Raw genomic sequence first — 23,165 nt, 5'->3', positions numbered from 1 at the left:
CACGCTATAGCCACTCGCGCATGCGGCTATCGGGCCTCAACCAATGCTGATCGCGCTGGAATCGAGTATATCCAACGCGATCGAAGAACTCCAGAATCTGGATCGCGCGCTTGCGCCCGAGTCCTGCAGCATCGCGAAACGCGGCCGCGCCTACGCCGGCATCTTGTGGCTGCGAAGCTTCAGCCAGTTGCGCGACGAGGCGCGCAAGCTCGTGAATCGCCACGCGATCGTAGAACAGGTCGCGCACGATCTGATACAGCCTGCCGAGGCGCGCGAGCTTGCGCAGCAGCGCACGCACTTTTTCTTCGGGTTCCTGCACTTCGCGCGCGAGATCGCGCACCCAGGGCGGGTCGTAGCGTCCTTGCGCAAGCAACGGCATGAGGCGCGCGGCAAGCACTTCTTCGCTGGCATCTAGCGAAACCGCATGCGAAGGCAAATGCAGCCACGGCCCGCTGCGCGAAATACGTCCTGCTTCGATGAGCGCGTCCACCGCCGCGCGCCAGACCTCGTCGCTCACGAGCGGCACCGCCATGCGCCGCAGGCGCGCGGCGTCCGGGCCCTGCTCGTCCGGCGTGCGCACATGGAACTCGCCCAGCGCCTCGACGATGCGCGCCGCAAGACGCATCCAATGGTCGCGCGCGAGCACGATGGATTCCGCTGCACGTCCTTGTGGCGCGATCACGACCGCGTCGTCGGGCAACGCGAGCGTACCCGCGTCGAATCCCGTCAATTGCGTCAGCGTGGAGCGTGTAAGCCCACGCGGCGCCTCCTCGATCAGCGCGCCAACGTTGCCTTCGTCCAGCCATGCGCGCAGCGCATCGAGCCAGGCACGGCGCTCCGGCGTGCGCCGGCGCCGCGCCGGCCCGAACGGGTCGATCACGCGGCCGCCGCCTACCGTTCGGCTGGCCTGCGCGTTGCGCACGATGAATCGATCGCCGGGCATTGCATGCAGCGGCGTATCGAAGACGAGCTGCACGCGCGCATGACCTCCGGCCGCAAGCGTATCGCCTTCGAGCAACGCGACGTTCGCCATGCGATGCATCGTGCCCAGATGCACGTGCAGGGGCGACCAATGCTGGAGCGTGATGCCCGCATCGTCCAGAAGACTCAGCTCGACGTCCAGACGCGTCGCGCTTTGCGCGAGCCGCGCATCGACAATCCAGTCTCCACGTGAAATTTGATCCTTCTCCACGCCGGAAAGGTTGAGCGCGCAACGTTGCCCCGCCCGCCCCGTATCCGAGGCGCGATTTTGTGCGTGGATGCCACGCACCCGCACCGGCATGCCCGCGGGTGTGAGCAGCAAATTCTCGCCGGTGCGCACGCGTCCTGCGAAAACGGTGCCGGTCACAACCGTGCCCTGCCCCGTCAAGGTAAAGACGCGATCCACGGCGAGGCGGAACAGGCCGTCGTCGCGGCGTGCCTGCCAGCGCGTGGCGCGCTCGCGCAGCCAGGCGTCGAGTTTCGCAACGCCCGGATCGCCGGGCTGCGTCGCCTGCGTTTCGAAGCACGGCGCGCCGGCCAGCGCAGTGGGTGCGAGCCACGCGGCAATTTCCGCGTGCACCTCGGCAAGCCGTGCCGGGTCCACGCGGTCCACCTTGGTGAGCGCGATCGCGCCATGTGTTACGCCGAGCAGTTGCAGAATGGCCAGGTGCTCGCGCGTTTGTGGCATGACCCCGTCATCGGCGGCGATCACGAGCAGTGCGAAGTCGATCCCGCACGCGCCAGCCGCCATGGTGTGCACGAGCTTCTCGTGCCCCGGCACGTCGATAAAGCCGAGCACGTCGCCATTCGCGAGCGGCGTATAGGCATAGCCGAGCTCGATGGAGATGCCGCGCGCCTTCTCTTCCTTGAGCCGGTCGGTGTCCACGCCGGTGAGCGCGCGCACGAGCGTGGTCTTGCCGTGATCGATATGCCCCGCCGTACCGACGATCACAGGCGCAGCTCCGCGAGTTGCGCGACGAAGGCCGCTTCGTCCGCGCTCTCGAGACAGCGCAGGTCGAGTCGCAAAGCGTCGTCGGCGATGCGGCCGATCACGGGCCGCGGCAGCGCCCGCAGCGCGCGTTCCAGCCTCAGCAAGGCGCGACCGCTGCCGCCCTTGCCGCGATATCGCACGACCAGCCCGCTGCTCGGCAAGACGTCGACGGGCAAGGCGCCGCTGCCGATCTGGCTGAGCATGGGCTCGACGCTCGCGTCATAGCCGTCCCCCAGCGCGCGCTGCAATGCGGGCAGCACGCGCGTGGCCGCTTCGTGCATCTCGTTCGCGGGACGCGTGAGCAGCCGCAGCGTCGTCAGGCGCTCGCGCAGAAATTCGGGTGCCTGGTAGAGCTTGAGCACGGGCTCGAGCGCCGCGAGCGTGAGCTTGCCGACACGCAACGCACGCTTGAGCGGATGCTTCTTGATCTTCGCGATCAATGCCTTGCGCCCGACGATCAGCCCGGCCTGTGGGCCGCCCAGCAGCTTGTCGCCGCTGAAAGTCACGAGATCGGCGCCTGCCTCCACGGTGGCGCGCACGGTGGGTTCGGCGGGCAGGCCCCACTGCGTGAGATCGGCAAGCGTGCCGCTGCCAAGGTCCACCGCCACGGGCAGGCCGTGCTTGCGCGCGAGCGGCGCCAGCTCGTCGAGCTCGACGCTCTTCGTGAAGCCACTGATCGCATAGTTGCTGCAATGCACTTTCATCAGCAGCGCCGTGCGCGCGCCGATCGCCGCTTCGTAATCCTTTAGATGCGTGCGATTGGTCGTGCCGACTTCGCGCAGCCTCGCCCCCGCGCGGCTCATGATGTCGGGAATGCGGAACGCGCCACCGATCTCCACTAGCTCGCCGCGCGAGACGATCACCTCCTTGCGTGCGGCCAGCGCGGAAAGCGTGAGCAGCACCGCCGCGGCGTTGTTGTTCACGACAGTCGCCGCCTCGGCACCCGTCAACTCACAGATGAGCGCATCGATCAGGTCGTCGCGGTCGCCGCGCTTGCCCGTAGCCAGATCGAACTCGAGGTTGGCGGGCTGGGTGAGCGCCTGCACCACGGCACGCACGGCAACGTCGGGCAGCAGCGCGCGGCCCAGATTCGTGTGCAGCACCGTGCCGGTCAGATTGAACACCGAGCGCAGCGCATTTTGCGCGCGCAAGGCGAGCGCCCGGTCCGCGTCCGCGATCACGCGCTCGATGGCAAACGGTGCCTGTGCGCTCGCTTCGGTTGCCAGCGTGCCCGCCTGCGCATCGCGCCGCCAGCCGTCGAGCGTCGCGCGTATCGCTGCGAGCACCTGCGTGCGCCCATGCTGCGCGATCAACGGCTGGGCCTGCGGCGAGGCAATCACGCGCTCCACGGCCGGCATCTGCGCAAGCAGCGCGTTCAGCGCGTGGCCGGCAACCTGGTTGTGCTGATCGTGCTCGCCTTGCATCACTTGCGCCGTTGCTGCTGCGCCCTGCTGCGCGCTTTCGTTCATCTCGGCCGCGCGCATCATTGCTCGGCCGGCGCTTCGGGATAGAGCAGCGGATTCGCGCTCGCGCGCCGATAACCGGCTTCGCTCATCAGCAAGTCGAGCGTGAGGCTCGCGAGATCGTCAGCGAGCGGCTCGAATTCGAGGTCCTTCTCCTGATAGCCGATCTTGCGATAGGTATGGCATTCGTCGCACGATTCCGCTTTCAAGGCCGGATTGCCGCCTTCGATGCCGTGATACGCGATGCCCTTGGTCGAATCGCAGTTCGTGCACTTCACGCGCACCACGTGATTCTCGGTGCCGCACAGGCTGCATTGCACGTAGCGATAGCCCTGGAATGCGCCGCCCACGCGCACGATGCTCGCAACCGGCGGCACGCCGCAAACGGGGCACACGCCAGGTGCATCCACGTAGGGCACGTCCTGTACGTTGACGCGGCTCGCGAGGTCGGTCCACACCACCTGCAGCGCCGCCATGATGAAAGGCGCCGTGGCGGGCGCGACTTCCGCATGGCGTTGCGCGAGCAGCGCATCGGCTTGCGCGTCGAGTTCGGCGTCGCTCATCGCGCGCAGCGTATCGAGCACTTTCGCGAGCGCGGGCGTGACCGCGCCCGCCGCTTCCACGCGATCCGCGAGGCGGCGCAACACCGCTCGCCATTGCGGATCGCGCTCGCTGCCGAGCGCGGGCAGGATTGGCATCGAATGGCGTTGTGCGTTGGCGATGGCTTCGGGCGGCGGCATCAGCGCTTCGAGATGCTCGAGCGCGTGCTGCTGCGCGTCCACGAGCGCCGCCATGAGGCGCACGTAGCCGCCGATGGGGTTATGGTCCGCCAGCTTGCGCAGACGCGCGGCGCGCTCCCTGAAATGCGTCGCGCGCTCGGGCAGCCGGATGCGGGGAATCGCGGAGGGATCCTGCACCTGAATCTGCTCGGGATCGAGAATGCGTTGCGTCACGGCGTATCGTCCCCATTCTCCAATAACAGAAAAGCCGCCGCGCCCTTCCCGGGCGGGCGGCCTGCCAGCGGCGCAGAATATGCGCGCCTGCTACTTGATGCTCTCGCGGAACCAGCGCGGATGATGCTTTCTCGCCCAGCCCCAGGTGACGTAGCCGCGCGTCATCGCGCGAATCGAGCCCTTCACCCACAACGCCGCATAGATATGCACGACGATGCCCACGATCAGCACGAACGCAGCGGCCGCATGCACGTCGGCGGCCACGCGGATCAGCGTGATCGGGAAGTAGAACGAGAAATAACGCCGCCAGATCACGATGCCGCTCAAGAGCAGCAGCACGAGGCAAACCACCATTACAAAGAATAGCAGCTTCTGACCCGCATTGTAGCGGCCGATCTCGGGCAGCTTGTCCTCGCGGTTGTGCAGCACGTCGTCGATCTGCTTGAGCCATTGCACATCGGCCGAATCCAGATAGTTGTGGTGCCAGAAACGCAGCGCGAGGATCATGAACGAAATGAACATCACCACGCCAACGAACGGATGCAGGATGCGCGTCCATTGCCCGCCGCCGAACAGCGCGGAAAGCCAGAACATGGCCGGATGAAACATCGCGAGACCGGAGAGCGCGAGCAGCACGAAGGTGATCGCGGTAATCCAGTGGTTGCTGCGCTCGTTGGCCGTATAGCGCTGGATCAGTTGCGGTTCATCGTTGTTCATCGTCGCGCTCCTCGGGTTCGCCACGGATGCGCCGCGCCTCGTCGCGCGCGGCTTGCTCGTCCTCTGCGCTCACTTCGTTCGGCCCCACCCGCGTGTAGTGGAAGAAGCCCGCCACCGCCGCGAGCGCGATGCCCGCGAGCGCGAGCGGCTTGGCCACGCCCTTCCAGAGCTGCACGAGCGGGCTGATGCGCGGGTTGTCGGGCAAGCCGTGATAGAGCGAGGGCTGGTCCGCGTGATGCAGCACGTACATCACATGCGTGCCGCCCACGCCCGGCGGGTCGTAGAGCCCGGCTTTGTCGAAGCCGCGCTCCTTGAGGTCGACGATGCGCTCGGCCGCGTGCTGCTTCATGTCTTCCTTGGTGCCGAACACGATCGCGCCGGTCGGGCAGGTCTTCACGCACGCGGGCTCCTGGCCCACGGCCACGCGATCGGAGCACAGCGTGCATTTATAGACGCGATGGTCCTTCTTCGAAAGGCGTGGAATATTGAACGGGCAACCGGTGATGCAGTAGCCGCAGCCGATGCAGTTTTCCTCGTGGAAATCCACGATGCCGTTCGTATACTGGACGATCGCGCCCGGCGACGGGCACGCCTTCAGGCAGCCCGGGTCTTCGCAGTGCATGCAGCCGTCCTTGCGGATCAGCCATTCGAGGTTGCCGTTCGGGTTCTCGTATTCCGTATAGCGCATCACGGTCCACGAGTGCTCGGTGAGATCGCGCGGGTTGTCGTAGACGCCCGTGTTGATCCCCACTTCGTCGCGCAGATCGTTCCATTCCATGCACGCGGTCTGGCACGCCTTGCAGCCGATGCACTTGGTCACGTCGATGAGCTTCGCGACCGCGCCCGTGACCGGCTCGCGCACGCCGGGCGGCGGCGTGGTGGTGGCGGACAGGCGTTTGATGTCGAGCGATTGCAGTGCCATGTCGTTCCCCCTTTACGCCTTTTCCACTTTCACGAGGAACGACTTGAACTCGGGTGTCTGCGAATTGCCGTCGCCGACGGGCGGCGTGAGCGTATTCGTCAGATAGCCGGGTTTCGTCAGTCCCGTGAAGCCCCAGTGCAGCGGCACGCCTACGTGGTGCACCTTCCTGCCGTCGATGGTGAGCACCTTGATGCGCTTGGTGACCACCGCGACCGCGATCAGGTAGCCGCGATTGCTCGACACCTTCACGCGTCCGCCGTCGGCCACCCCCACCTCCTGCGCGAGCTCTTCGCCGATCTCGACGAACTGCTGCGGCTGGATGATGGCGTTCAGGCGCGCATGCTTGGTCCAGAAGTGGAAATGCTCGGTGAGCCGGTAGGTGGTGGCGACGTGCGGGAACGCTTGCGCCGTGCCGAACGTCGCGCGGTCGTCGGGGAACACGCGCGCCGCTGGATTGCTCGTGGCCTGCTGGTTGTTGGGATGGAACGGGTTATAGCCGAGCGGGTTCTCGAATGGTTCGTAGTGCTCGGGGAACGGCCCTTCGTTCATGCCGTCGCGCGCGAAGAAACGCGCGACGCCCTCGGGGTTCATGATGAACGGCCCCATGCCGAGATCGGGCGCCTCGTCGACCTTGTAGTCGGGCACGTCCGCGCCGGTCCATGCGCTGCCGTTCCAGCCGATCAGCTTGCGCGTGGGGTCGAACGGCTTGCCCGCGGTATCGCACGAGGCCCGGTTGTACAGCACGCGCCGGTTGACCGGCCAGGCCCAGGCCCAGTTCAGCGTCTGCCCGATGCCGGTGGGGTCCGAGTTGTCGCGCCGGCCCATCTGGTTGCCCGCCTGGGTCCACGCGCCGCAGAAGATCCAGCAGCCGCTCGCGGTACTGCCATCGTCCTTGAGCTGCGCGAAACTGGAGAGCTGCTCGCCTTTCTTCACGAGCACCCTGGTAGGGTCCTTCGAGTCGGTCTGGTCGGCGAGCGCGCGGCCGTTGTATTCCTGCGCGAGTTCTTCAGGCGTGGGGCTTGCCGGATCCGAGTACGGCCAGTCGAGCTTCACGATCGGATCGGGCAGCTTGCCGCCGTCCTTCTGATAGGCGGCGCGAATGCGCAGGAACAGCCCCGACATGATCTCGAGATCGCTCCGCGCCTCGGCCGGCGGTTCTGCGCCCTTCCAGTGCCATTGCAGCACGCGGCTCGAACTCACGAGCGAGCCGTTTTCTTCCGCAAAGCACGTCGTGGGCAGACGAAACACCTCCGTCTGGATCGAGCCCGTATCGACATCGTTGTACTCGCCGTACTTCTTCCAGAACTCCGAGGTCTCGGTGGCGAGCGGGTCCATGATGACAAGCCACTTGAGCTTGCCGAGCGCGGAGAGCGTTTTCGCCTTGTCGGGCGCGGACGCGATCACGTTGAAGCCCTGGCAGATATAGCCGTTGATCTTGCCCTGGTTCATCAGCTCGATGGTCTGCAGCAGGTCGTAGGGCTTGTCGAGCTTCGGCAGCCAGTCGTAGCCCCAGTTGTTCTCCTGCGTGGCCGCGTCGCCCCACCACGACTTCATGAAGCTCACGAAGAACGCGTTGTAATGCTGCCAGTAGCTGAGCTGATTGGGCCGCAGTGGCTGCAGCGCGCGCTTCTTGATGTAGCCGTCGTAGTCCTGTTCGGCCTCAGTGGGCAGCGACATATAGCCGGGAAGCAGATTCGACATCAACCCGAGGTCGGTGAGCCCCTGGATGTTCGAGTGGCCGCGCAGCGCGTTCATGCCGCCGCCTGCGATGCCAATGTTGCCGAGCAGCAATTGCACCATCGCACCCGTGCGAATCATCTGCGAGCCAATCGAATGATGAGTCCAGCCAAGCGCGTACATGATGGTGCCCGCGCGGCCCGGCACGGCCGTGCTCGCCAGCATTTCGCATACCTTGAGAAACTTCTCCTTCGGCGTGCCGCAGACCTTCTCCACCATCTCGGGCGTATAGCGCGAGTAATGCTGCTTGAGCAGCTGATAGACGCAGCGCGGGTTCTGCAGCGTGTCGTCGGTTTTCACGAAACCGTCGTCGCCGATCTCGTAGTCCCACGACGACTTGTCGGGATACGCATGCTTTTGCGCGTCGTAGCCCGAGTAGATGCCGTCGTTGAACGCGAAATCGTCGCGCACGATGAACGAAAAGTCCGTGTAATTCTTCACGTACTCGTGCTGGATCTTGTCGTTCGTGAGCAGCCAGTTGATCACTGCGCCAAGGAACGCGATGTCCGTGCCGGTGCGGATCGGCGCGTAGAAGTCCGCGACCGATGCCGTGCGCGTGAAGCGCGGATCCACCACGATGAGCCGCGCCTTGCGGTGCGCCTTGGCCTCCGTGACCCACTTGAAGCCGCACGGGTGCGCCTCGGCCGCATTGCCGCCCATCACCAGAATCACGTCCGCATTGCGAATGTCGACCCAATGGTTCGTCATCGCACCACGGCCAAACGTCGGGGCAAGACCTGCCACCGTCGGGCCGTGTCAGACACGCGCCTGGTTGTCGAATGCGAGCAGGCCCATCGAGCGGGCCACTTTATGCGTGAGGTAACCGACTTCGTTGCTGGCCGCCGAGGCCGCCAGCATGCCGGTGGTCAGCCAGCGGTTGACGGTCTTGCCGTCCGCGGTCTTCTCGACGAAGTTCGCGTCGCGGTCCTCTTTGAGGCGCTTCGCGATGCGATCGAGCGCCTCGTCCCACGAGATGCGCTTCCATTCGTTCGAGCCCGCCGCCCGATACTCGGGATGCTGAAGGCGATTCGGACTATGAATGAAGTCGATCAGGCTCGCCCCCTTCGGGCAAAGCGTGCCGCGGTTGACCGGGTGATCGGGATCACCCTCGATATGGATGATGCTCGCGGTGGCGTTCTTCGCGCCATCGCCGAGACCGTACATGAGGATCCCGCAGCCCACCGAGCAATACGGGCAGGTGTTGCGGGTTTCAGTGGTGCGCGCCAGTTTGTATTGTCGGACCTCGGCAAGCACGTTGTCGGGCGCGAAACCCATCAACGCGAGGCTGGAACCCGCCAGCGACGTTGCCGTGACCTTGAGGAACTGGCGCCGGGACATTTGCAGCATGATGCGTCCTCGGCTTTGGGATTGTGGGTATTTTCAGTATAAGACGTTTTGAGAGACGGATCGCGCGAGCTGTCCGTACGCGCCTGGCGCTGGACAGCCGCTGCGCGTGGGTACCGGGCTTGCTATATAGTCAGGCCAGCACGCAGGACACACATCATGGCAACCATTTCAACGGAACGGCTCGAATCGGCCGCGCGCAAGGAAGCGTCCTGGGTGGTGCGCGCGTGCCGGCAGTTCATCGCCGACCGCTGCCCGTCGCTGGCCGCGAGCATCGCGTTCTACTCGGCGTTCTCGCTCGCGCCCACACTCGTCATGGTGATCGCGGTGGCCGGCTGGTTCTTCGGCGCCGACGCGGCGCGCGGCGAGCTCTTTCGCGAGGTGCACAACGTGCTCGGCAACGACGCTGCCGCCGGCATTACGACCATCGTGCAGAACGCGCACCGCGCGGGCGGCAAGGGCAGCGTGGCCGCCGTGATCTCACTCGCGCTGCTGGCGATCGGGGCGTCAGCAACGTTTTCGTCACTCAATTCCGCACTCAATATCGTCTGGCCGCTGGACGGTCCGCGTACCTCGTCGGTGCTCGCACTCGTGCGCGTGCGGCTGATCTCGTTCGGCCTCGTGCTCGGCGTCGCCTTCCTGCTGATCGTCTCGCTCGTGCTGGATGCCGCCATCACGTTCGTTGGACAGTGGCTCTGGGGCGACTCCACTTATTTGATTATCGGAAACATCATGCAACTGGCGGTCGGGCTGCTCGTGCTCGCGATCGCGTTCGCCGCCTTGCTGCGCTTCCTGCCCGACGCCGTGGTGCAATGGCGCGACGCCATGGTGGGCGGCATCGTGGCGGCCGTACTGTTTTCGGTGGGCAAGAAACTCTTCGCGCTCTATCTCGCGCATGCGGGCATGGCCACGGCGTTCGGCGCCGCGGGCTCGCTCGCCGTGCTGCTGATGTGGCTGTACTTCTCGGCGGCAGTGCTGCTGCTCGGCGCGGAATTCTCGGCGGCGCGCGCACGCCTGCACGATCCACGCGGCGCATGGGGTTTCCTCGAGGAAACGCCACCCGGCAGCCGCGCGAAGCTCGCCTCGGTGCTGGCCGCGTCCACGATCGCGCCCATGCGCGAGGCCGCCGCGCAGGCGCAGGCGGCACACGCGGTTCCCATCGGAAACACGGGCGCCAATTCGGCTAGCCCGCATGAGGCTGACCCGCACGCCGCCGGAAACGGCGCGCCGTCGCCGTATGCCGCGGCCGTAGCGGCCAACATCGCCCGGGATGGCGCCGATGGCGCGAATGCCGCCGAAGCGCCGCTCCATGCGATTGGTCAGGTGCGCGCTGAAGGCGGCGCATTCGCCCGGCGCGACGCCGACGGCCTGCAAATCCGCCGCTCGGTTGTCAATATGGAAAAGGGCGCCACCTATGCCGCCGCCTATACGCTCGTGCAGGCGGGCCGCACGGTGGCCGCCGCCGATCGCTACGTCAAGCGCCACCCGTGGCGCGCGGTGGTGCTCGTCGCCAGTGCCGCGATCGCCATGACCGCGGCGGCCGGCCGCCGCCGCGGCGACACCCGCGACAAGCCCTGAAACGCCCCGCAGCCCCGGTGCCGGGGCCTCGCGCCGGCGCAGCCACACCTCAGATCTGGCGCAACCAGGGGACACCCCTAGTTGCGCCACGTTTACCCGCATCAACAGCCCATGAGGTTGCACGTTTCGCGACTTGTATCGAAAACGACAATAATGCAGCGCCAACAATCATCCTTTTCAGGATCCGGAAGAATCGCCTAAGCGCCCGTATTTCAAGGCTTTCTCAGCATGTGTCAGCTTTTTGCGACAGTCATTTTTTTTCAGTTCAGGAGAATTGCACCCCTGCGTTATTCTCCTTTCCGCAACAGCATCAACCAAATCAAGCAACAACTAAATCTGCGTGGAGAAAACTGGATGAAACGAATCGCACTCTCGAGCCTCTCGCTGGCAATTCTGGCCGCTTCGGGCGCAGCACACGCACAAAGCAGCGTCACCCTGTACGGCGTGATCGATGAATCGATCCAGTGGGTGCACAACGACCAAAACGCAGCCGGCCAGAACAAGAACCTGGTCGGCCTTTACGCCGGCAACATCTCGGGCGACCGCTTCGGCCTGAAGGGCACGGAAGACCTGGGTGGCGGCCTGAAGGCGATTTTCCAATTGGAAAACGGCTTTAACGTCAACAACGGCACGCTGGGCCAAGGCGGCCTCATGTTCGGCCGTCAAGCTTACGTTGGCCTGACGCACGAGCAATTCGGTACGGTCACGCTGGGCCGCCAGTACGACCCGCTGGTCGACATGGTTCAGCCGCTGACCGCCGACAACTACTTCGGCAGCACGTTCACGACGCCGGGTGACGTCGACAACAACGACAACAGCTCGCGTACCAACAGCGGCGTCAAGTACGTCTCGCCGGTTCTGAGCGGCTTCCAGTTCGAAGGCATGTACGCACTCGGCGGCGTCGCAGGCGCGACGGGCTCGGGCCAAAGCTGGGGTGCGGCTGCTACCTATGGTATCGGCTCGTTCAACGTCGCCGCCGGCTACTTCCGCATGGACAACTCGTCGAACCCGGCACAGCGCGACAACGGCTGGGCATCGAACGCGACGTCGGGCGCCATGTTCGACAGCCAGATCAACAATGCCTACGCATCGGCCAAGTCGATCGGCAACGCTTCGGTTGCAGCCCAGTACGTCGCAGGTCCGTTCACGTTCGGCGTGCGTTACGCCAACGTCCAGTACAAGCCGGACGCCTACTCGGCGTTCCAGTCGACCGAGCGCTACAACGTTGCCGGCGGCTTCTTCGGCTACCAGGTGAACCCGGCCCTGCTGCTCGGCCTCGGCTACATCTACACGCACGGTGCGGGCGACACGTCGGCGTCGTACAACCAGGTTTCGCTCGGCGCGGACTACAACCTGTCGAAGCGCACCGACCTGTACGCACTGGCGGCTTACCAGCACGCCAACGGCACGCAGCGCGTCGACGCCACGACGACCGACACGGCTGGCGCATCGATCGGTTCGTATGGCTACAACTCGGCTTCGAGCTCGCAAGAAATCGTCAGCCTGGGTATCCGCCACAAGTTCTAAGCAACATGAGCCGGGCTCACGCCCGGCCAGGCGAAGAGACCACGCAGCTAAAAGCTGCACGCTACACAAGCCAGCCTTCGGTGCAAGCCAAGGCTGGCTTTTTCATGGGCGCAACAATCCAGAACCGGCTTTTAGCGGGAACAGGCCTGGCACGAGCGGGTAGAACCTCGGTAGCCTGGATGGCGGCTTGCTCGCCGGGCGGCATACGCTGCGCTTCGCAGCACCCTCGGCGCCACCCCCGCGCGCTCCCTTTACGCGATCAGCGCAACCTGGCGAGCGCCTCCGCCGCGTGACGCAAGAAGGCATCCGCCAGCGGCGCCGCTGCCCGCTGAGCGTATCGCGCCGCGTTGAGCGGCACCTCCTGCGCCGGCTCGAAGCGCTTCACCACCACGCGCGCGCTTGCCCCCGCCGCCGTGAGCGGGTCGACGAGCGCAATGCCCATCCCCGCCTCCACCAGCGTCACGACGGCCTGCGCGAGATCCGCCTCCACGCTGTCGAGACGCGTTACACCGGCCTCGGAGAACATGCGATCGATGCGCAGGCGCGCGTGCGTTCCGGCCGCGTACGAAACGAAGAGCTCGCCTTCGCAGTCTGCGGCGCCAACGGCGCGCTTGCGTGCGAGACGGTGCCCGCGCGGCACGATGCAGCGCATCGGCCATTGCCCGAGACGCTCGAGCCGCACGGCACGCGGTGCCGTTTCCTCGCCGACAAAAGCCAGATCGCAGCGCTGCGCCGCCACGCGTTCGAGCGCAAGCGCGGGTTCGAGCGTGAGCAGCTTCACGTCTACGCCCTCATGGTCCTGCGCGAACGCCGCCGTCACGCGCGGCAGAAAGTCGGGGCCGAGCTCGGGTGCGCCTGCCACACACAGCACGCCGCGGCGCTGCTCGCGGATCTGCGCGGCGGCCTGCACGACCCGTTCCAGTCCACTGAACGCGCGCTCTACTTCCGCATGAAGCGCATGCGCCTCGCCGGTCGGCAGCAACCTCCCGCGTGCGCGTTCGAACAGCGCGAAGCCTACGCTTGCCTCGAAGTCGGCGAGCAGACGGCTGACCGCAGGTTGCGAAACACCCAGCGCGCGCGCAGCGCGCGTAACCGTGCGCCATTGCATCAAGGCGCGAAACGCTTCAACCTGGCGGATACTGAGTTCGGAAACAGGCATAACATGAGCATATGCCCCTTTCGCCTGGATGGCTTCAGAGCATCGTCAGACAAGATCGAGATCGTTAAATCTCCCGTGTATTACGCGTTATCTTACCTGACATCCATTCATAACATTTGAGTATGCATTTTGCGAGCGAACTGACGCATTGCCGTTTTCGGCACGCAAATAAAAATCCCCGCAGGCACAAAGCCAACGGGGATTCTTTGGGTACTCACGCGTGCCGCGGCCGCAAGGCCCCGGCATGAAGCGCTCAGGCCGCTGCTGCGTCCTTCAGCTTCTTCAGCGCGCGCGCCTTGATACGCACGGTTGCCGGCTTGGCCGGGAACCAGCGCTCTTCACCCGTGAACGGGTCCTTGCCGAAGCGCTTCTTCTTCGCCGGGACGGCCTGGACGACGATCTTCAGAAGGCCCGACAGCGTGAACTCGCCGGCGCCCTTCTTGTGGACCGAACCCAGGATCGTGTCTTCCAGCGCGGCGAGCACGGCCTTCGTGGCCTTCGGCTCGACGCCAGCACGCTCAGCGACGTGAGCAGCCAGCGAGGCCTTCGTGAAGGTGTCCTTGATCGGCGACGGTGCGCCGGACGCCTTCACGGCGACCTTCTTAGCTGCGGCCGTCTTGGCGGGCGCTTTCTTTGCGGCAACCTTCTTGGCCGGGGCAGCTGCCTTTTTTGCGGCCACTTTCTTTGCGGAAGTCGGCATGTTTCTCCTACCAGTGTTGGTCAGTGAATCGACGAAGCACAGCGGAATGCAGATGCTTCAACGGCGGATTCTACAAGCGTGCAAGCGTTTTGCGTGACTCTTTTGCATCGCAGATGCAAATTTGTTGCGCGGCGCTGACTGCCAAACGCATTTCGATACCTGTTTACAGGGGTAAACGTGCGCCTGAGCCCCCCGTGCGCATGCCGCCTGCGCCAGCGCGACGCGTGCGCGATGCGGCGAAAACGCCACACGTATGGCGCTTTTCGCGATGACGGCGCGCTTCGCGCGCGGTACCCACGCGCCCGTTCGAGCGTCGCCGCTGGCAGCATTTGCGTGCTTTTTGGCGCTCCTGCGCACGCGTGCGCTCGTAGAGTGACGATGAGCGCGCCGTCGCCGGCACGGCTCGCATCTTTCTCCACCTTCATTTCGAGGCACTTCCATGGCGTTCAAGATCGGATTTCTGCTTTTCCCCAACGTGCAGCCGCTCGACCTCTGCGGGCCCTACGACGTGCTCGCCGCGATGCCGGACACGCAGGTGCGGCTCGTCTGGAAGACACGCGAGCGCGTCATGTCGGCGACCGGCATGCTGCTCACGCCCGACACCGTCTTCGACGACTGTCCGCCACTCGACGTGATCTGCGTACCGGGTGGCGCCGGCGTGGCCGCGCTGCTCGAAGACGACACCACGCTCGACTTCCTGCGCCGCCAGGCACGCGACGCGCGTTACGTCACGTCCGTCTGCACCGGCTCGCTCGTACTCGGCGCCGCGGGTCTCCTGCGTGGACGCCGCGCCACGACGCATTGGGCCTTTCACACGCTGCTCGAACCGTTCGGCGCGATCGCCGTGAACGAGCGCGTGGTGCGCGACGGCAACCTCATCACGGGCGGCGGCATCACGGCTGGCATCGACTTCGCGCTCACGCTCGCGGCGGAGCTGATCGGCGTAGAAGCCGCGCAAGCGCTCCAGCTCGAACTCGAATATGCACCGGCGCCACCATTCGATGCGGGCCGCCCCGAAAGCGCACCGCACGCCGTGGTGGAGCAGGTGCGCGCGCAAAACGCGGCAACGCTCGCGCAACGTACGCGCATTGTCGAGCGCGTGGTCGCGCAGCGCCGGGACACATGCGCGTGATTGCACCTGCTCGCGATTGACCGGGCCGCATCGCGGCACGGCGCCGCCATCGCCGTGCCGTGCATCGGCACCTTCGGCTGTCGCGCAGCGTGAGCCAGGGTCCACACTTGCTACCCTCGATTGCAAGGATCGTATACATTGACTGCGGGGCAACCGTTCGATCTGGCGTTCCCAGTAACGGCACGCCATCTGGCGCGCTGCTTCTCGCAATCCGTGCATCACAAACCCTGAAACCAGCGGTAAAAATCAACCAAGAGGGGTGTTCATGCAGTCCACCATCAGCAAACTGACTCTCGCCGCGGCCACCGCCGCATTCCTCATTGGCGTCACGGCACCCGCCTTCGCCCAGGACGCCAGTGCGCCCGCAGCCACTGCGCAAAGCGCCGCGCCGGCTTCCCTCACCAAGGCCGAAAAGCGCAAACAGGCACGCGCGCAGCGCAAAGCCGAACGCAAGGAAGCGCGCGCGAAGAACAACGCTGAACTGAAAAAACTGGAGGAAGCTGGCTACAAGCCCGCAAACAACGACCCGAACTATCCGCAGAATCTCCAGAACGCGGAGAAGAAAGCGGCGGGCGCGGCGGGCGCGAGCCAGTAAGCCGCTTCCTGACGCTGCTTTTTTCGGGCATGCATGGGCCGGCGCTTTGCCGGCCCCTCCATCGGCTGCCCTTCCTCTCGCCCCCCGCACTCGTTCCTCTCGCGCCTGCTGTTTTTCCCGCGCACCTTTCAGCACACCTTCAATGCACGCGCATGCGCGATATGGGACGATGCCGCGTCCCTGGCTGAGATGGAGTCCACGTCATGAACGCAGCGAAACCGGATGCGAGTACGGCACTTGCGCCCAGGAAACCGGGCCTGCCCATCGGGTTGATCGCGGGCGCCATCGCGCTCGTCGTCTTGCTGCTGCTTCCATTGCCCGCGAGCCTGCCCGTAGCGGGTCAGCGCATGCTCGCGATTCTCGCCTTCGCCGTGGTGGTGTGGATCACCGAAGCCGTCTCCTATGAAGCGAGCGCGATCATCATCACCTCGCTGATGGCATTTCTGGTGGGCACCGCGCCCACCCTCGACGATCCCTCGCAGCTCTACGGCACCTCGAAAGCCATCAGCATGGCGCTCGCGGGCTTTTCGAACTCCGCACTCGCGCTCGTCGCGGGCGCGCTCTTCATTTCGGCGGCCATGACCGTCACCGGGCTCGACAAGCGCATCGCGCTCGTCACGCTCTCGCTCATCGGCACCACCACGCGGCGCATCCTGATCGGCGCGATCGCCGTGACCATCGTGCTCTCGCTCGTCGTGCCGAGCGCCACGGCGCGCAGCGCCTGCGTGGTGCCGATCATGGTCGGCGTGATTTCCGCATTCGGCGTGGACAAGCGCTCGAACATCGCGGCGGGCATCATGATCGTGGTGGCCCAGGCCACCAGCATCTGGAACGTCGGCATTCAGACGGCCGCCGCGCAAAACCTGCTCACCGTGGGCTTCATGGACAAGATGCTCGGCGCGCGCGTGACCTGGCTCGACTGGCTGATCGCGGGCGCGCCCTGGGCGATCGTCATGTCGGCCATTCTGCTCGTGCTCGTGCTGAAAATGCTGCCGCCCGAAACCGATGCCATCGCGGGCGGCAAGGAGGCCGTCGAAGCGTCGCTGCGCGAGCTCGGCCCCATGACGGGCCCGCAAAAACGCCTGCTGGGCGTCTCCATCGGCCTGCTGTGCTTCTGGGCTACCGAAGGCAAGCTGCATTCGTTCGACACCACCTCGGTCACCTACGTGGGCCTCGTGCTGCTGTTGTTGCCGCGCTTCGGCGTGATGGACTGGAAAACGGTGCAAAGCCGCATTCCCTGGGGCACGGTGATCGTATTTGGCGTGGGCATCAGCCTCGGCACCGCGCTGCTCACCACGAAGGCAGGCCAGTGGCTCGGCGACCTCGTCGCGCATCACACGGGCCTCGACACCGCCGGGCCGTTCATGGCCTTCGCGATCCTCGCCGCATTTCTCGTGGTGATCCACCTCGGCTTTGCGAGTGCGACAGCGCTCACCTCGGCCATGCTGCCGATTCTCATCGCGGTGCTGCAGTCGATGTCGGGCGATTTCAACCGGCTCGGCGTGGCCATGCTGCTCGGCTACACCGTGAGCTTCGGCTTCATCCTGCCGATCAACGCGCCGCAGAACATGGTGTGTCTCGCCACCGAGACCTTCACCGCGAAGCAGTTCGCGCGCGTGGGCATCGCAGTGACTGTGCTGGGCTATCTGCTGATGCTGCTGTTCGCCGCCACGTGGTGGCACTGGCTCGGCTGGATCTGAAGCGTTTGCGGATCACGCTGCGCCGTTCGAGGTTGCGTCGCGCACGGCGCGCTGAAAACGCGCGGCGCAGGCAAAAAAGGGGCGCCCGGTTGAGTGAACCGGGCGCCCCTTGTGCTTTGCGGCCCATGCCGCCGTATGAAGCGATGCTTAAACCGCCACCACGCCCACGTAGTTCTCGGCCATCGCGGTCGCCGCCGCGCGCGAGGTGGTGACGTGCTCCAGCTCCGCAACCTGCAAGCGCTGCTCGAACGGCGAGGCATCGTCGAGGCGGTGCATCATGCGCGTCATCCAGTACGAGAAGTGCTCGGCGCGCCAGATGCGGCGCAGCGCGGTTTCGCTGTACGCATCGAGCAGATCGGTGCGGCTCTCCTTATAGAACGCCACCAGCGCCGCGGTCAGCACGCGCACGTCGGCGACGGCCAGGTTGAGGCCCTTCGCGCCCGTGGGCGGCACGATATGCGCCGCATCGCCCGCGAGGAACAGGCGCCCGTACTGCATCGTCGTCGATACGAAACTGCGCATGGGAACGATGTTTTTCTGGAAAATCTTGCCCTCGACCACCTGATGGCCTTCGTCCGAATCGACGCGCGCGTGCAGCTCGGCCCAGATGCGGTCGTCGGACCAGTTCTCGACGGCGTCGTTCGGATCGCACTGGAAATACATGCGCTGGACGTCCGGTGAGCGCGTGCTGATGAGCGCGAAGCCGCGTTCGTGGCGCGCGTAAATCAGTTCGTCGGACGTAGGCGGCGCTTCCACGAGGATGCCGAACCAGCCGAACGGGAACACGCGCTCGTAGTCCTGGCGCAATGCCGCCGGAATGGCCGAGCGCGAGACACCGTGAAAGCCGTCGCAGCCGATCACGTAGTCGCAATGCAGCTCGTGCTGCTCGCCCGCGTGCTCGAAACGGATCGAGGGCGTCGAGGTCTCGATGCCGTGAATGGAGGTGTTCGAGACGTCGAAGAACAGCTTGCCGTCGGCGGCCACGCGCGCCGCGACGAGATCCTTGAGCACTTCGTGCTGCGCGTAGACCGTGATCGATTTGCCGGTGAGCGCGGTGAGATCGATACGGCGGCGCTTGCCTTCGAACGCCAGCTCGAAGCCGTGGTGCAGCGCGCCTTCGGCTTTCATGCGTTCACCGACGCCGGCCTCGGCGAGCGTGTCCATGGTGCCCTGCTCGAGCACGCCCGCGCGTATCGTGGATTCGATCTGGTCGCGACCGCGCCGTTCGAGCACGACGGAGTCGATGCCGCGCAGATGCAGAAGATGGGAAAGAAGCAGGCCCGCGGGCCCTGCGCCGATGATGCCAACCTGGGTACGCATGATGTCTCCAATACGTGTTGATTTGGCGCAAGTTTGGGGGCTTCGAGCGATATCGCGCAACGCGATATGGCGAATATGAATTATCTCGATTGGGGATAAAGGTCTGGAGCGCACGCTGGTTTGCTGCAGTTGCGGAAAGCCGCTGGCAGCAGGCTGTGCCGATGCGAGAAATTCGGCGCATTCGGCTACGATCGGAAACTCAACCGCGCAATGCGGCGTGGCAGCGCAAACTCGGTTGGCACGCAACGAACTGGCGTCTGGTGACGAGTCGCGCTGTGTGGAGACGTCCGGCGTGGAGACGTCCGGCGTGGATACGTCCGTTGCGGAACGGAAATTGCTGCGTCACAGCAGTTTTGCCGACGCCGTATTCGCGCGCCGTCAAACCCTCACCCTCCAACAACAATCGCGAGCCACGCCGATGCCTCATTCGAGCCACCACCGAGTCAGACTTCTCAACGCCCTTTCGAAACGCCTTTGCATGCCCAATCCGGCGCCGCATGCGCCGTTCGCTCATGCGCGGATGGTCCACTGCGCCGCCGCGCTCCTGATCGCGCTGCCGCTCGCCTGCGCGCCGCTTGCGGCACGCGCACAGGCTGTGGCCTCCGCGCCCGTTGCCGCGGCGCAGACCAGGCAAGACTTGCAAGCCACGAGCACACCGCTCGCGGCATCGACCACGGCGCAAAGCGCGGCGCCGCTGCCGCCGTCCGAGCTCTACGGCCAGCTCTATCGCGACGTCGAACTGGCCCAGGTCTTCCCCGACAGCAAAACATTCGCCGACATGGTGCCAAACGAGGCACCCGCGAAAATCGTCGCCGATTACGAGTTCTGGAGCGCACACCATGCCGGCATCACCGACCCCGATGCACGCCGGGCCGCGCTCTCGCAGTTCGTCGCCCAGCATTTTTCCGATCCGAAACAGGCCGCCGACAGCTACGTTTCCGATCCGAACCAGAACGTCGTGAGCCACATCGACACGCTCTGGGATGTGCTGCGGCGCAATCCCGACGCCGTACAACAACCCTATTCGTCGCTGCTGCCGCTGCCGAAGCCCTACATCGTGCCGGGCGGCCGCTTCAACGAGATCTACTACTGGGACTCGTACTTCATCATGCTGGGTCTCGAAGCGAGCGGCCGCCACGAGCTCACGCGCGACGAGCTCGAGAACTTCGCCACGCTGATCGACCGCTACGGCCATATCGCGAACGGCAACCGCACGTACTACCTGAGCCGCTCCCAACCGCCGTTCTTCGCGCAGATGGTGGCGCTCGTCGCGCAGCGCGACGGCGACGCCACCTACGTGCGCTATCTGCCGGAGCTGCGCAAGGAATACGACTACTGGATGGCCGGCGCGGATACGCTCAAGCCCGGCGAGGCGGCGCGCCACGTCGTGCGTCTGGCCGACGGCACGTTGCTCAACCGCTACTGGGACGCGCGCGACGCGCCGCGCGACGAGTCGTATCGCGAAGACGTGCTCACCGCGCAAAGCGCGCCACAGCGCGCCGCAGCCGATCTGTGGCGCAATCTGCGCGCGGGCGGCGAAACGGGCTGGGATTTCAGCTCGCGCTGGCTCGCCGACCCGCACTCGCTCGCGAGCATCGAGATCACATCGCTCGTGCCCGTCGACCTCAACGCGTTGCTCGTCGACCTCGAGCGCACGCTGGCAAAAGCCTATGGATTAGCGGGCAACGCGGCCGAAGCGCAGCGCATGAGCCAGCGCGCCCAGCAACGCGCCGCCGCCATCGACCGCGTGCTATGGGACCCGCAACTGCACGCCTTCAGCGACTACAACTTCGTGCAACACACGCTCACGCACCGGCTCACGGCGGCGACGCTCTATCCGCTTTACGCCGGCATCGCCACGCGCGCGCAGGCACATCAGGTGGCCGGCACCGTGCGCGCGGGCCTGCTGCGCCCGGGCGGCCTCGCCACCACCCAGGTGGCGAGCGGCCAGCAGTGGGATGAGCACAACGGCTGGGCGCCTCTTCAGTACCTCGCGGTCATGGGCCTGCGCCGCTATGGTGAAAATGCACTCGCGCAGAGCATTGCCACGCGCTGGATCGCCACCAACCTGGTCTACTACCGGCAGACGCACAAGCTCGTCGAGAAATACGACATCAGCGCGGCGGCGGCCAGGGGCGCGTCGGCGGGCGGCGGCGAATATCCGCTGCAGGACGGTTTCGGCTGGACCAACGGCGTGCTGCGCGTGCTGCTCGCGATGTATCCGCACACCGATAGCGCCATGGCCACTCGCGCGACGAACACCGGGAAAGCGGTCGCGCCCGCACGCTGACGCGCGCTGCAACCGTGCTGAAATATGGCGGGGCTGTTACGGCCATGTGCCGCGATCCGTGGCACGCCGTGCATGAGCGCGTTGCAGCAACGTCATCCCGCAGCGCAGCGTAGCGGCGCTGCGGGTTTGCTGTGCGTGTGCACAGCGGGCGGCATCGGCGTATGCTGAAACACATGTCCGCAGATCAATCTGCACTCTGGCCGCCGGCTCACCGCCGCCCGAAACGCCATGAACGCCTCTCCTCCCACCCCTGGCTCCGAACCCGGTCCCAGGCCCGCCTCCGGAGCCGGCACCGGCTCTGAACCCGGTGCCCGGCCCGGTCCGCGCGTGACCGTGGTCGTGCTCACGCGCAACCACGTGCGCCAAGTCGTCGATACTGTGGCGCGGCTCACCGCCCTGCCCGAGCGTCCGGCGGTGATCGTGGCCGACAACGGCTCCAGCGACTCCACCGTGAGCCTGCTCGCCTCGTTGTTTCCGCAAGTGCGCATCGTCCAGAGTCTCGGCGACCATGGGATGGCGGGCTTCAACCGCGCTTTCGCGCTCGCGCCCACCGACTATGTCGCGTGCTGCGACGACAGCACCTGGTTCGCGCCCGGCGCGCTCGCGCATGCGGCGCAACTGCTCGACGACCATCCGAACGTCGCCGTGCTCAATGCGCGCGTGGTCGGCAACGACGAGCGCGAGATCCATCCGGCCTGCCTCATGCTCAACGCCACCTCGCCCGGCAGCGACGGCTTGCCCGGCCCATCGCTCGCTGGCTACATGGCGGGCGCCTGCGTGTTGCGCACGAGCGTGTTGCGCGCGCTCGGCGGCTACGAAGAACGGCTCTCGCATGGCGGCGCGGAGGAGCTGGCCGCGCTCGACGCGCTGAGCGCGGGCCATAAGATCGTCTATTGCGAGGCGGCGCTCGCGCATCGCGAGCCGCTATGCCGCTGGTTCACGCGCGCGCAGCATTGCACGCTCGCGCGCAATTCGGCATGGGTGGCGTGGATGCGTCTGCCGGTGCGCGACGCACTGGCTGCCACGGGCCGCGCGCTCGTGGTGTTCGCGCGCCAGCGCTCGCTCGGCCCGGCCAGCTTTGCGCTGATGCGCGGCGCCTTCTGGACGCTGCGCCGCCGCCGCGTCGCGCCCGCGCACGTCGTGCTGCTCACGCGCCAGGTGCGGCGCGCCGAGCGCCAGGTGCGCGCCGGCATTCCCGCCATGGCAGAGAAGTACGATCAATCGGGTCAACGCGCCTGGTAGGCTTGCCAGCAGCACAACCTGTAGCGGATACGACGCGAGGCGCCCCAGCCTGGTGCGCCTCGCGCGGGCCTGGTCGTATACGCGCTACGGCGCCACCGGCACGAAGTCGCGATAGTCGATTTGCGCGCCGCGCACCACGATCGCCGTGGACTCGGGCACCTCGGCCCACACGTCGGGCAAATCCACGAGCGGCTCGGAAACGATCAGATAGGCGTCCTCGCCCACGGCCTCGATGCGCGGATCGTCGGGATAGAGTTCGTGCAGATGCTTGAACGAGGTGCTGTGAAAGAGCGAGCGCGACTTGCGCTCGCTGGAGTAGCGCACGGCCACGAGCTGCTCGCCGTCGCTTGCACAGACGGTCATGTTGAGCGCCGGCTCGATGCCATGCTTTTTCGCGGTGGCCTCCACGAAGCCGACCATGCGCTCGAGCGCGGGCACGGGATCGACTTCGAGTCCGAAGGTCAGCGCCAGGTAGAACATCGCTTCGGAGTCGGTCGAGCCTTCGATCGCGCTGAAGCGCCCGGGCTCGACGGCCACCAGCAACTCGCGCCGCACGAGGGGGAAGCTCTGGATCATCCCGTTGTGCGCGAACATCCAGCGCCGGTGCCGGAACGGGTGGCAGTTGGTTTCCTGCACGGGCGTGTGGGTGGCGGCGCGCACATGCGCGATGAACATCGGCGCATGCACGGCCCGCGCGAGCTCGCGCAGATTGCGGTCGTTCCAGGCCGGCTGCACGCTGCGATAGCGATACGGAATGTCGTGCGGATGCTGATACCAGCCGACCCCGAAGCCGTCGCCATTGGTGGTGGTTGCA

The 23,165-nt window shown here is 65.8% G+C and carries 17 protein-coding genes; 7 read left to right on the top strand and 10 right to left on the bottom strand.

The window, feature by feature from the left end; genetic code table 11:
- Nucleotides 1–4: 4 nt before the first annotated feature.
- From selB to fdnG, 6 genes are all read right to left on the bottom strand, one after another.
- Nucleotides 5–1,933, bottom strand: coding sequence for a selenocysteine-specific translation elongation factor (gene selB, locus BO1_RS28065; RefSeq protein WP_028220400.1), 1,929 nt, complete (start codon nucleotides 1,931–1,933; stop codon nucleotides 5–7).
- Nucleotides 1,930–3,396, bottom strand: coding sequence for an L-seryl-tRNA(Sec) selenium transferase (selA, locus tag BO1_RS28060; RefSeq protein ID WP_043286854.1), 1,467 nt, complete (start codon nucleotides 3,394–3,396; stop codon nucleotides 1,930–1,932). Before selA ends, selB begins: the two co-directional genes overlap by 4 nt.
- Before the next feature lie 59 nt (nucleotides 3,397–3,455).
- A complete protein-coding gene (gene fdhE, locus BO1_RS28055; RefSeq protein WP_028220398.1) occupies nucleotides 3,456–4,388 on the bottom strand; it encodes a formate dehydrogenase accessory protein FdhE in 933 nt (310 codons plus the stop codon).
- A 90-nt stretch (nucleotides 4,389–4,478) separates the two neighbouring features.
- Nucleotides 4,479–5,105 carry a formate dehydrogenase subunit gamma gene (locus BO1_RS28050; protein ID WP_028220397.1) on the bottom strand — a complete coding sequence of 209 codons (627 nt, stop codon included), beginning with the start codon at nucleotides 5,103–5,105 and terminating at the stop codon, nucleotides 4,479–4,481.
- Nucleotides 5,092–6,027 carry a formate dehydrogenase subunit beta gene (gene fdxH / locus BO1_RS28045; protein ID WP_028220396.1) on the bottom strand — a complete coding sequence of 312 codons (936 nt, stop codon included), beginning with the start codon at nucleotides 6,025–6,027 and terminating at the stop codon, nucleotides 5,092–5,094. Before fdxH ends, BO1_RS28050 begins: the two co-directional genes overlap by 14 nt.
- A 12-nt stretch (nucleotides 6,028–6,039) precedes the next feature.
- On the bottom strand, nucleotides 6,040–9,111 hold the full coding sequence (gene fdnG, locus BO1_RS28040) for a formate dehydrogenase-N subunit alpha (protein WP_156992423.1): 3,072 nt from the start codon (nucleotides 9,109–9,111) through the stop codon (nucleotides 6,040–6,042).
- A 156-nt stretch (nucleotides 9,112–9,267) separates the two neighbouring features.
- Here fdnG and BO1_RS28030 point away from each other — a divergent pair, with 156 nt between their 5' ends.
- Both BO1_RS28030 and BO1_RS28025 read left to right on the top strand, forming a co-directional pair.
- Nucleotides 9,268–10,686, top strand: coding sequence for a YihY/virulence factor BrkB family protein (locus BO1_RS28030; RefSeq protein WP_028220393.1), 1,419 nt, complete (start codon nucleotides 9,268–9,270; stop codon nucleotides 10,684–10,686).
- A gap of 354 nt (nucleotides 10,687–11,040) precedes the next feature.
- Nucleotides 11,041–12,213, top strand: coding sequence for a porin (locus BO1_RS28025; protein WP_028220392.1), 1,173 nt, complete (start codon nucleotides 11,041–11,043; stop codon nucleotides 12,211–12,213).
- A 259-nt stretch (nucleotides 12,214–12,472) separates the two neighbouring features.
- Here BO1_RS28025 and BO1_RS28020 read toward each other — a convergent pair whose 3' ends face one another.
- Both BO1_RS28020 and BO1_RS28015 read right to left on the bottom strand, forming a co-directional pair.
- Complete coding sequence (locus BO1_RS28020; protein ID WP_028220391.1) at nucleotides 12,473–13,372, bottom strand: LysR substrate-binding domain-containing protein; 900 nt, start codon at nucleotides 13,370–13,372, stop codon at nucleotides 12,473–12,475.
- A gap of 253 nt (nucleotides 13,373–13,625) precedes the next feature.
- Nucleotides 13,626–14,072, bottom strand: a complete 447-nt coding sequence (locus BO1_RS28015; protein WP_028220390.1) for an HU family DNA-binding protein — start codon at nucleotides 14,070–14,072, stop codon at nucleotides 13,626–13,628.
- A gap of 439 nt (nucleotides 14,073–14,511) precedes the next feature.
- On the opposite strand from BO1_RS28015, the gene BO1_RS28005 reads away from it, so the two are divergent.
- The 3 genes from BO1_RS28005 to BO1_RS27990 all read left to right on the top strand — a co-directional run bounded on the left by BO1_RS28005 (nucleotide 14,512) and on the right by BO1_RS27990 (nucleotide 17,499).
- Nucleotides 14,512–15,204 (top strand): DJ-1/PfpI family protein, encoded by a 693-nt coding sequence (locus BO1_RS28005; protein ID WP_028220388.1) that lies wholly within the window; start codon nucleotides 14,512–14,514, stop codon nucleotides 15,202–15,204.
- A gap of 265 nt (nucleotides 15,205–15,469) precedes the next feature.
- A complete protein-coding gene (locus tag BO1_RS27995) occupies nucleotides 15,470–15,799 on the top strand; it encodes a hypothetical protein (RefSeq protein WP_028220387.1) in 330 nt (109 codons plus the stop codon).
- 203 nt (nucleotides 15,800–16,002) lie between these two features.
- On the top strand, nucleotides 16,003–17,499 hold the full coding sequence (locus BO1_RS27990) for a DASS family sodium-coupled anion symporter (RefSeq protein ID WP_028220386.1): 1,497 nt from the start codon (nucleotides 16,003–16,005) through the stop codon (nucleotides 17,497–17,499).
- Nucleotides 17,500–17,646: 147 nt separating this feature from the next.
- On the opposite strand, the gene pobA is transcribed toward BO1_RS27990, so the two are convergent.
- Nucleotides 17,647–18,819 carry a 4-hydroxybenzoate 3-monooxygenase gene (gene pobA, locus BO1_RS27985; RefSeq protein WP_028220385.1) on the bottom strand — a complete coding sequence of 391 codons (1,173 nt, stop codon included), beginning with the start codon at nucleotides 18,817–18,819 and terminating at the stop codon, nucleotides 17,647–17,649.
- A 520-nt stretch (nucleotides 18,820–19,339) separates the two neighbouring features.
- Here pobA and treF point away from each other — a divergent pair.
- A complete protein-coding gene (treF, locus tag BO1_RS53015; RefSeq protein WP_084688238.1) occupies nucleotides 19,340–21,109 on the top strand; it encodes an alpha,alpha-trehalase TreF in 1,770 nt (589 codons plus the stop codon).
- A gap of 228 nt (nucleotides 21,110–21,337) precedes the next feature.
- Complete coding sequence (locus tag BO1_RS53010) at nucleotides 21,338–22,351, top strand: glycosyltransferase family 2 protein (protein WP_084688232.1); 1,014 nt, start codon at nucleotides 21,338–21,340, stop codon at nucleotides 22,349–22,351.
- An 84-nt stretch (nucleotides 22,352–22,435) separates the two neighbouring features.
- Here the strand turns inward: BO1_RS53010 and BO1_RS27970 are convergent.
- Nucleotides 22,436–23,165 (bottom strand): class II glutamine amidotransferase (locus tag BO1_RS27970; protein ID WP_028220384.1); only part of this gene is annotated, 730 nt, incomplete at its 5' end.

The sequence above is a fragment of the Paraburkholderia oxyphila NBRC 105797 genome (assembly GCF_000685075.1).
Lineage (GTDB): Bacteria > Pseudomonadota > Gammaproteobacteria > Burkholderiales > Burkholderiaceae > Paraburkholderia > Paraburkholderia oxyphila.
The sequence above is the reverse complement of the archived record's forward strand: the minus strand, read 5'-3'. Positions and strand labels throughout refer to the sequence as shown.

Excerpts from the sequence above, each read along its gene's own strand:
- selA (WP_043286854.1), bottom strand. The coding sequence starts at position 3,396 with ATGCAAGGCGAGCACGATCAGCACAACCAGGTTGCCGGCCACGCGCTG.
- BO1_RS28050 (WP_028220397.1), bottom strand. The coding sequence starts at position 5,105 with ATGAACAACGATGAACCGCAACTGATCCAGCGCTATACGGCCAACGAG.
- fdxH (WP_028220396.1), bottom strand. The coding sequence starts at position 6,027 with ATGGCACTGCAATCGCTCGACATCAAACGCCTGTCCGCCACCACCACG.
- BO1_RS28030 (WP_028220393.1), top strand. The coding sequence starts at position 9,268 with ATGGCAACCATTTCAACGGAACGGCTCGAATCGGCCGCGCGCAAGGAA.
- BO1_RS28025 (WP_028220392.1), top strand. The coding sequence starts at position 11,041 with ATGAAACGAATCGCACTCTCGAGCCTCTCGCTGGCAATTCTGGCCGCT.
- BO1_RS28020 (WP_028220391.1), bottom strand. The coding sequence starts at position 13,372 with ATGCCTGTTTCCGAACTCAGTATCCGCCAGGTTGAAGCGTTTCGCGCC.
- BO1_RS28015 (WP_028220390.1), bottom strand. The coding sequence starts at position 14,072 with ATGCCGACTTCCGCAAAGAAAGTGGCCGCAAAAAAGGCAGCTGCCCCG.
- BO1_RS28005 (WP_028220388.1), top strand. The coding sequence starts at position 14,512 with ATGGCGTTCAAGATCGGATTTCTGCTTTTCCCCAACGTGCAGCCGCTC.
- BO1_RS27995 (WP_028220387.1), top strand. The coding sequence starts at position 15,470 with ATGCAGTCCACCATCAGCAAACTGACTCTCGCCGCGGCCACCGCCGCA.
- BO1_RS27990 (WP_028220386.1), top strand. The coding sequence starts at position 16,003 with ATGAACGCAGCGAAACCGGATGCGAGTACGGCACTTGCGCCCAGGAAA.
- pobA (WP_028220385.1), bottom strand. The coding sequence starts at position 18,819 with ATGCGTACCCAGGTTGGCATCATCGGCGCAGGGCCCGCGGGCCTGCTT.
- treF (WP_084688238.1), top strand. The coding sequence starts at position 19,340 with ATGGTCCACTGCGCCGCCGCGCTCCTGATCGCGCTGCCGCTCGCCTGC.
- BO1_RS53010 (WP_084688232.1), top strand. The coding sequence starts at position 21,338 with ATGAACGCCTCTCCTCCCACCCCTGGCTCCGAACCCGGTCCCAGGCCC.